Below are 7,307 nucleotides of genomic sequence, written 5' to 3' on the forward strand. Positions count from 1 at the left end.
CGCGTGACCGTCCCGGGCGAGAAGCCCTACGACGTCGTCATCGGGCCGGGCGCGCAGGCCGAGCTGGGCCTGCTGCTCGCCGGGACGCCCAAGGCCGCGGTCGTGCACAGCCCGCCGCTGGCCGCGCTCGCCGGCGCCGCCGTCGAGACGCTGCAGACCGCCGGGGTGGCCGCCGAGGCCGTCGTCGTCCCCGACGGCGAGGCGGCGAAGACCGCCGCGGTCGCCGCGGCCGCCTGGGAGGAGTTCGGCCGGCTCGGGCTGACCCGCTCGGACGCCGTCGTCGGCGTCGGCGGGGGAGCGGTCACCGACCTCGCCGGGTTCCTCGCCGCCACCTGGACCCGCGGCGTCCGCGTGGTGCACCTCCCGACCAGCGTGCTCGGCATGGTCGACGCCGCGGTGGGCGGCAAGACCGGCATCAACACCGGCGCCGGCAAGAACCTCGTCGGCGCGTTCCACCCGCCGGCCGGCGTCCTCGCCGACACCGACGTGCTCGCCGGGCTCCCGGAGGCGGAGTTCCGCGCCGGGATGGCCGAGGTGGTCAAGTGCGGGTTCATCGCCGACGGCACGATCCTCGACCTGCTCGCCGCCGACCCCACGGGCCGGCGCGACACCGGGGAGCTCGTGGAACGGGCCGTGCGGGTCAAGGCCGACGCGGTGGGCCAGGACCTGTTCGACACCGGCGTCCGCGAGTACCTCAACTACGGGCACACCCTCGGCCACGCCATCGAGCGGGTCGAGGACTTCCGCTGGCGGCACGGCGAGGCGGTCGCCGTCGGGCTGGTCTTCGCCGCCGAGCTCGGCGCGCAGGCCGGCCTGCTCCCCCGCGCGGAGGCCGACCGGCACCGCGAGCTGGTGGCGGCGATGGGCCTGCCGACCCGCTACCGGGGTGACTGGGCGGCGCTGCAGGCGGTGATGCGCGTGGACAAGAAGGCCCGCGGGGCGACGCTGCGGTTCGTCGTCCTCGACGGCATCGGCAACCCGACGATCCTGACCGACCCCGAGCAGGCGTGGCTGGACGCGGCGTGGGCCGCAGTGGCGGAGGCAGCGTGACGATCCAGGTCCTCAACGGCGCCAACCTGGGCCGGCTCGGCACCCGCGAGCCCGAGGTCTACGGCACGACGACGTACGCGGAGCTCGTGGCGACGGTCGAGGAGGCCGCCGCCGGGCTCGGGCTCGCCGTGCGGGTGCGGCAGACCGACTCCGAGGCCGAGCTGCTCGGCTGGGTGCACGAGGCGACCGACGCCGGTGACCCGGTCGTGGTCAACCCCGGCGGCTGGTCGCACACCTCGGTGGTGCTGCACGACGCCCTGGCCGCGGTGACCGCACCGGTCGTGGAGGTGCACATCTCGAACATCCACCGGCGCGAGGAGTTCCGGCACCACTCCTACGTCTCCCGCGTCGCCGACGGCGTCATCGCCGGGCTCGGCGTGCACGGCTACGAGCTGGCGCTGCGGTACCTGGCGGCGAAGGGGGCCTCGTGAGCAGGGCGGCCGAACGGCGGGAGCGGCTGCGGGCGACCGCCGCCGAGCGCGGGCTGGACGCCGTCCTGGTGACCGACCTGCTCAACGTCCGGTACCTGACCGGGTTCACCGGGTCCAACGGCGCGCTGCTGCTGCGCACCGACGGGGCCGACCTGTTCGGCACCGACGGCCGGTACACGACCCAGGCCGGCACCCAGGTGCCCGACGTCGAGCTGCTGGTCGACCGCGGCACGGTGCCCGCGCTCGCGCAGGAGGCGGTGCGCCGCGGCGCGGGCCGGATCGGCTACGAGAGCCACGTGGTCACCGTCGACGGGCTGGCCCAGCTCGAGCGGGTGCTCGCCGACGCCGCGGCCGGCGGGACCGTGCCGGAGCTGGTGTCGGTCCGCCGCGCGGTCGAGGAGCTGCGCGCGGTCAAGGACGACGACGAGGTCGCGGCGCTGCGCCGGGCGTGCGCGGTCGCCGACCAGGCGCTGGCCGAGCTCGCCGCCGAGGGCGCGCTGCGGCCCGGGCGCACCGAGCTGGAGGTCGGCCGGGAGCTCGACGCCCGCATGCTGACGCTGGGCGCCGAGGCGCCGTCGTTCGAGACGATCGTGGCCACCGGCGCGAACTCCGCGATCCCGCACCACCGGCCCGACCGCACGGTGCTGGCCGGCGGCGACCTCCTCAAGCTCGACTTCGGCGCGACCGTCGACGGCTACCACTCCGACATGACCCGCACGCTGGTGCTCGGGCACGCCGCCGACTGGCAGCGCGAGGTCTATGCGCTGGTGGCCGAGGCGCAGGCGGCCGGGCGGGCGGCGCTGGCGGTCGGGGCCGACGTCGTCGCCGTCGACGCCGCCTCCCGCGACGTCATCGCCGCGGCCGGGCACGCCGACCACTTCCCCCACGGCCTGGGGCACGGGGTGGGGCTGGAGATCCACGAGGCGCCGGGCATCGGCCCGCTGGGCGCGGGTAGTCTGGCCGCCGGCATGGCCGTCACCGTGGAGCCGGGGGTCTACCTCCCCGGACACGGCGGTGTCCGGATCGAGGACACGCTCGTCGTCACGGCGGACGCGCCCGAGTTGTTGACCCTCACGAGCAAGGAACTGCTGGTCCTCTAGATGGCTACCACCAACGACCTCAAGAACGGCATGGTCCTCAACCTCGACGGCCAGCTGTGGTCCGTCACCGAGTTCCAGCACGTCAAGCCCGGCAAGGGCGGCGCGTTCGTGCGGACGACGCTGAAGAACGTGCTCTCGGGCAAGGTCGTCGACCGCACCTTCAACGCCGGCACCAAGGTCGACACGGCCACCGTCGACAAGCGGAACATGACCTACCTGTACCGCGAGGGCGACGACTTCGTGTTCATGGACGGCGACACCTTCGAGCAGATCTACGTGCCGGCCGAGACCGTCGGCAGCGGCGCGGACTACCTGCTCGACAACACCGAGGTCGTCGTCGCGGTGCACGAGGGCACCCCGCTCTACGTCGAGCTGCCGGTGACCATGGAGCTCGTCGTCCAGCACACCGACCCGGGCCTGCAGGGCGACCGCTCCACCGGCGGCACCAAGCCCGCCACCCTCGAGACCGGCGCGCAGATCAACGTGCCGCTGTTCGTCAACACCGGCGACAAGCTCAAGGTCGACACCCGCGACGGCCGGTACCTCGGCCGCGCCAACTGACGCACCCCTCCGAGCCATGGCTGCCCGCACCAAGGCGCGCAAGCGCGCCGTCGACGTCCTCTACGAGGCGGACCTGCGGGGCACCGACCCGGTGGAGCTGCTGCGCGAGCGGATCGCCGACCCGTCGCCGCCCGTCCCCGACCACGCCGTCCGGCTGGTCGAGGGCGTGGCGGCGCACCAGGCGCGCATCGACGAGCTGATCGGGCAGCACGCCCGCGGCTGGTCGCTCGAGCGCCTCCCCGACGTCGACCGCGCGATCCTGCGCATGGCGGTGTTCGAGCTGCTCTGGGCCGACGACGTGCCCGACGCCGTCGTCATCGACGAGGCCGTGGAACTCGCCCGCGCGCTGTCCACCGACGACTCGCCGGCCTACGTCAACGGCGTGCTCGGCGCCATCCTCGACGCCGAGGTGCCCACCGGCTGAGCCGGCCGGCCGATCGCGCGGCGGCGGGCCGAGGCCGCCGCCGGCGGTCGGACCTCAGCCGCGGGTGACCGTGAACGCCACCCGGCCGTCCGCGACCTCCGTGCAGGTCAGCTGCAGCCCGCCCACCGAGGTCGTCCGCCCCACCGTGCAGGAGACGTCCCGGTCCTCGACCCGGAGGGTCGCCGAGGGGCCGTCGATCCCGGTGAGCCCGATCGTCGTCCCGAGCACGTGGGCCCGGGCGCCGCTCCCTCCCAGCGTCACCGAGCAGGAGTCCCCGGAGCACGACACCAGGCTCACGGACCCGGAGCCGCCCCCCACGGCGGCGCTGACGCCGATCGAGCTCAGCCACCCGGACAGCGGACCGGCAGGACCGGCGGAGCTGCTCCAGGAGAACGAGGCGCACACCAGGAGCAGCGCCGAGAGCAGGACGGGGAACCGACTCTCCACGGGTACCTCCGGACGGTCGTGGGGTGGTCGTCGGGACGCCGCCGGCGGGCGACGCACCCCTCGTCGCGCCATCCCAGCACGTCGCGGCGGCGCAGGGTGCGGTCCCCGGACCGGTCCCGTGGTCCCTGCCCGCACCTCGGTGGTGCCGACCGGCTGCGTCCGTGGTGCCCGCCCGCTGGTGCGGGACGGCCGGGGACGACACGGTGCCCGGGACCGGGCGCGCCCGCACCGGCGGACCGGACTACTCCACGAACCGCACGCGGAACGAGACGGGCCACAGCTTGCCGGTGAGCAGGTACTCGTCGTCGCCCAGGGCGGCGATGCCGTTGAGGACCGCGTTGGCGTCCGCGCGCTGCTCCTGGTCGAGCAGGCCGGCGGTGTCGACCAGCGCGGTCACCCGCCCGCTCGCCGGGTCGATGCGGACGAGGACGTCGGACGGCCACACGTTCGCCCAGACCTGTCCGTCGACGCACTCCAGCTCGTTGAGCTGGGTCACCGGCTCGTCGTCGAAGGTGACGGCGACCGAGCCGGTCTCGGCGAAGGTGACGGGGTCGTGGAAGCGCAGCTGGTCCGTGCCGTCGCTGCGCACGAGGCGGGTCCCGTCGAAGCACAGCCCCCAGCCCTCGCCCTCCAGCGGCACCTCCTGCCGGAGGGTGAGCGTGGCCCGGTCCCACTCGAGCACCACCCCGTCCTGCCAGGTCAGCTGCCAGATGCGGTCGTCGACCACCGTGATGCCCTCGCCGAACAGCCGGCCGGGGAGCGGCGCGGACCGCCGCACCTCGCCGGTCGCGGGGTCGACCTCGCGCAGCTGGGACCGGCCCGCGAGCCCGGTGCCCTCGTAGAGGGCGCCCTCGTGCACCTCGAACCCCTGGGTGAAGGCCGACGGGTCGTGCGGCACCTCGGCCAGGACCTCCGGCCGCAGCACCGGCACCGGCTGGTCGCCGTCGGTTGCCGCGGCGTCCGGGGCGCGTACCGACTGCCCGTAGACCGAGAGGTCCGCGCTGTCCCGCGACGAGCAGGCGGACAGCAGTGCCACGGGGAGGACGACGGCGGCCAGGGCCCGGCGGCGGATGCCACGGTTCATCGAGCGGTCACGATCCGTTCGGGTCGGTGGCTCGGGTCACGGGGGTCGCCGAGTCATGGGTGTTCGGCCACCGGGCCACCGGGCCACCGGGTCACCGGGTCGCCGGGGGTGCGTCGACGGGGGTCCGCCGGCGCACCCGGCCGGCGACCCGGGACGGCCCGGGGCCGCAGAGACTACGACCCGGCCGGCGGGTCCGGGAGGGACCGCTCCCGTGGTTGCGTGCCCGTTCCCTGAACTACGTACCGCACGGGACCGGCACCGTGGTGGACGGAGCCGGGGACCGGGATCCGGCTCGGCCCAGATCGGTGGTGGCCACTGATGCCGTCGTCCGTGCCGCAGCCCGAGACTTTCGCCTGCCGATCCCGGACCGCGGCCGGGCCCGGCAGTCCACGGGGCGATCGGGGAGGTCCGGCGGCGACGCCGCAGTCCTGATCCCGGCAGGCCTCATCCCCAGAACCGATCCTGAGGAGATCCCATGTTCGAGGACCAGACCGTCGAGCTGCTGCCCGAGCGCACCACGATGCAGTTCCTCTCGTTCGCGTCGCAGAACTTCAACACCGCTGTCGCCGCGGCCGTGAACTCCGGCAACATCAACGTGGCGCTGGGCGGCACCGCCAACCAGGCCAACCTCGCCGCCGCCGCCGCCGCTGCCGGGAGCAACTTCTTCGGCTGAGGGACGTGGTGAACGGCTGTCACAGCAGCCGTTGGGCATGGAAGAGGGGTGGCCGGGTTCGGCCACCCCTCTTCGCCTTGCCGTGCGGAGGCGTGAGCGGTGCGAGGCTGGGGGACGTGGTCCCGGGCAGTCTCGGGGAGAGACGGTGGGGGCACATAACCGCTGGGTCCGGCCGGGTTCAGCCACGGGCGGTGTCGGCGTGTGGCCGCCCGCCACACCGAAGGCCGGAGTAGCCCCCGGGTCGGGGCGCGTCGGCGAAAGGCGCCCGCTCGAGCAGACGTCGCATCGGCTCGCCGCGGCCGGCGGCCGCAGTCGAGGGTGACGGAGAGCCGGTCCAGCGCGGTGGTGGTCGTGGCAGTGCCGTCGTAGCGCTGCGCGAGGTGTCTGCGGAACAGCAGCCGGCCGAGGACGCGTTCGACGACCCGTGGTAGCGGCCGGGCCGGGCGCTGGTGTCCCACCTGCTGCAGGCGACCTGCTGCAGGCGATGCAGGACGTGATGGCGCGGCAGCGCCGGCAACAGCTGGTTCTGCGGTCGTCCCAGCCCTCGTCGGTGCAGCTCGACCGGTCGCCGACGGGGCTGGCCGGGACCGCCGTGCCCGACCGCCGGCACGGTGCCCGGGGTCAACTGGACGAGCACGCTGTCGTGGCGGGTGGCGCTGGAACGGCGGGGTCCAGCGGCGAGCCGGCGGCGTCGACGACAGGTGGTGCTCACTGCCCCGCGCGCCTGCCGCGGTCGGTGCGGGCCGCCCGGCGCACTCTCCGTCCGCGGACACGCTGACGCTGTCGAGGCCGGCCCGGGACCAGTCCAGCGGGACCTGTGCACCCCGGTCGGTCCACGCCGTTCCGGTCGAGGGCAGGACGGCGGTCCTTCGAGCACGTCGCGATCCGGAGTACGTGGCCGGCCGGTGCGTCCGTGTACGGCCGGCCCTGCGGTGGGATCAGCGGATCGACCCGGGCCCCCGCTCGCCACGGATCAGCCGCGGCGGCGGGAAGACACCGAGGCGACCCGCCTCGCACCCTGTGCCGATCCCTCGGGGCCCGACGGCCTGCTTCCGCAACGTCTCTAGGTGGCGGGAGCAGATGTGGCCGTGGGCTGCGCGCCGGGAGTCGGTGTGCGCCTCAGCCGTGATACGTGGCGATCGCGGATGTCCTCCTCCAACGCCGCGGCCCAGACTTTCGCCCGTCGACCCGGACCGCGGCCGGGCCCGGCAGTCCACGGGGCGATCGGGGAGGTTCGGCGGCGACGCCGCAGTCCTGATCCCGGCAGGCCTCATCCCCAGAACCGATCCTGAGGAGATCCCATGTTCGAGGACCAGACCGTCGAGCTGCTGCCCGAGCGGACCACGATGCAGAGCTTCTTCTCGCAGAACGGCAACCTCGCCATCGCAGTCGCACTGAACGTCGGCAACGTCAACGTCGGTGTGCTCGGCGACGCCAACCAGCTGAACGCCGCCTTCGCGGCAGCTGCGGCCGGTAGCAACTTCGGCTGACAGGACCGTGGCCCCGGCGATTGGTGATGCACTCGCCGGGGCCGGGG

General features: G+C 74.5%; 9 protein-coding genes and 1 pseudogene. 7 read left to right on the top strand and 3 right to left on the bottom strand.

Annotated elements, in window-relative coordinates; genetic code table 11:
• Nucleotides 1-3: 3 nt before the first annotated feature.
• From aroB to nusB, 5 genes are read left to right on the top strand one after another with little or no spacing between them, the layout of a single operon-like run.
• Nucleotides 4-1,050, top strand: a complete 1,047-nt coding sequence (gene aroB, locus ACI8AB_RS15005; protein WP_387986823.1) for a 3-dehydroquinate synthase — start codon at nucleotides 4-6, stop codon at nucleotides 1,048-1,050.
• Nucleotides 1,047-1,481, top strand: coding sequence for a type II 3-dehydroquinate dehydratase (aroQ, locus tag ACI8AB_RS15010; RefSeq protein WP_456950749.1), 435 nt, complete (start codon nucleotides 1,047-1,049; stop codon nucleotides 1,479-1,481). Before aroB ends, aroQ begins: the two co-directional genes overlap by 4 nt.
• Nucleotides 1,478-2,581, top strand: a complete 1,104-nt coding sequence (locus tag ACI8AB_RS15015; protein ID WP_456950750.1) for a M24 family metallopeptidase — start codon at nucleotides 1,478-1,480, stop codon at nucleotides 2,579-2,581. Before aroQ ends, ACI8AB_RS15015 begins: the two co-directional genes overlap by 4 nt.
• On the top strand, nucleotides 2,582-3,142 hold the full coding sequence (efp, locus tag ACI8AB_RS15020) for an elongation factor P (RefSeq protein ID WP_456950751.1): 561 nt from the start codon (nucleotides 2,582-2,584) through the stop codon (nucleotides 3,140-3,142).
• A 16-nt stretch (nucleotides 3,143-3,158) separates the two neighbouring features.
• On the top strand, nucleotides 3,159-3,566 hold the full coding sequence (gene nusB / locus ACI8AB_RS15025; protein ID WP_387986834.1) for a transcription antitermination factor NusB: 408 nt from the start codon (nucleotides 3,159-3,161) through the stop codon (nucleotides 3,564-3,566).
• A 54-nt stretch (nucleotides 3,567-3,620) separates the two neighbouring features.
• Here the strand turns inward: nusB and ACI8AB_RS15030 are convergent, their stop codons facing one another.
• A complete protein-coding gene (locus ACI8AB_RS15030; protein WP_456950752.1) occupies nucleotides 3,621-4,013 on the bottom strand; it encodes a hypothetical protein in 393 nt (130 codons plus the stop codon).
• 241 nt (nucleotides 4,014-4,254) lie between these two features.
• Complete coding sequence (locus tag ACI8AB_RS15035) at nucleotides 4,255-5,097, bottom strand: glutaminyl-peptide cyclotransferase (RefSeq protein WP_456950753.1); 843 nt, start codon at nucleotides 5,095-5,097, stop codon at nucleotides 4,255-4,257.
• Nucleotides 5,098-5,572: 475 nt separating this feature from the next.
• On the opposite strand from ACI8AB_RS15035, the gene ACI8AB_RS15040 reads away from it, so the two are divergent.
• Complete coding sequence (locus ACI8AB_RS15040; protein ID WP_456950754.1) at nucleotides 5,573-5,770, top strand: hypothetical protein; 198 nt, start codon at nucleotides 5,573-5,575, stop codon at nucleotides 5,768-5,770.
• Between the two features lie 625 nt (nucleotides 5,771-6,395).
• On the opposite strand, the pseudogene ACI8AB_RS15045 reads toward ACI8AB_RS15040, so the two are convergent.
• Nucleotides 6,396-6,798 (bottom strand): annotated as a pseudogene (locus ACI8AB_RS15045) (IS5/IS1182 family transposase); the annotation flags it as partial.
• A 273-nt stretch (nucleotides 6,799-7,071) separates the two neighbouring features.
• Between ACI8AB_RS15045 and ACI8AB_RS15050 the strand changes: the two are divergent.
• Nucleotides 7,072-7,260 carry a hypothetical protein gene (locus tag ACI8AB_RS15050; RefSeq protein WP_456950755.1) on the top strand — a complete coding sequence of 63 codons (189 nt, stop codon included), beginning with the start codon at nucleotides 7,072-7,074 and terminating at the stop codon, nucleotides 7,258-7,260.
• Nucleotides 7,261-7,307 lie beyond the last annotated feature (47 nt).

This window comes from Geodermatophilus sp. SYSU D00698, from assembly GCF_054050335.1.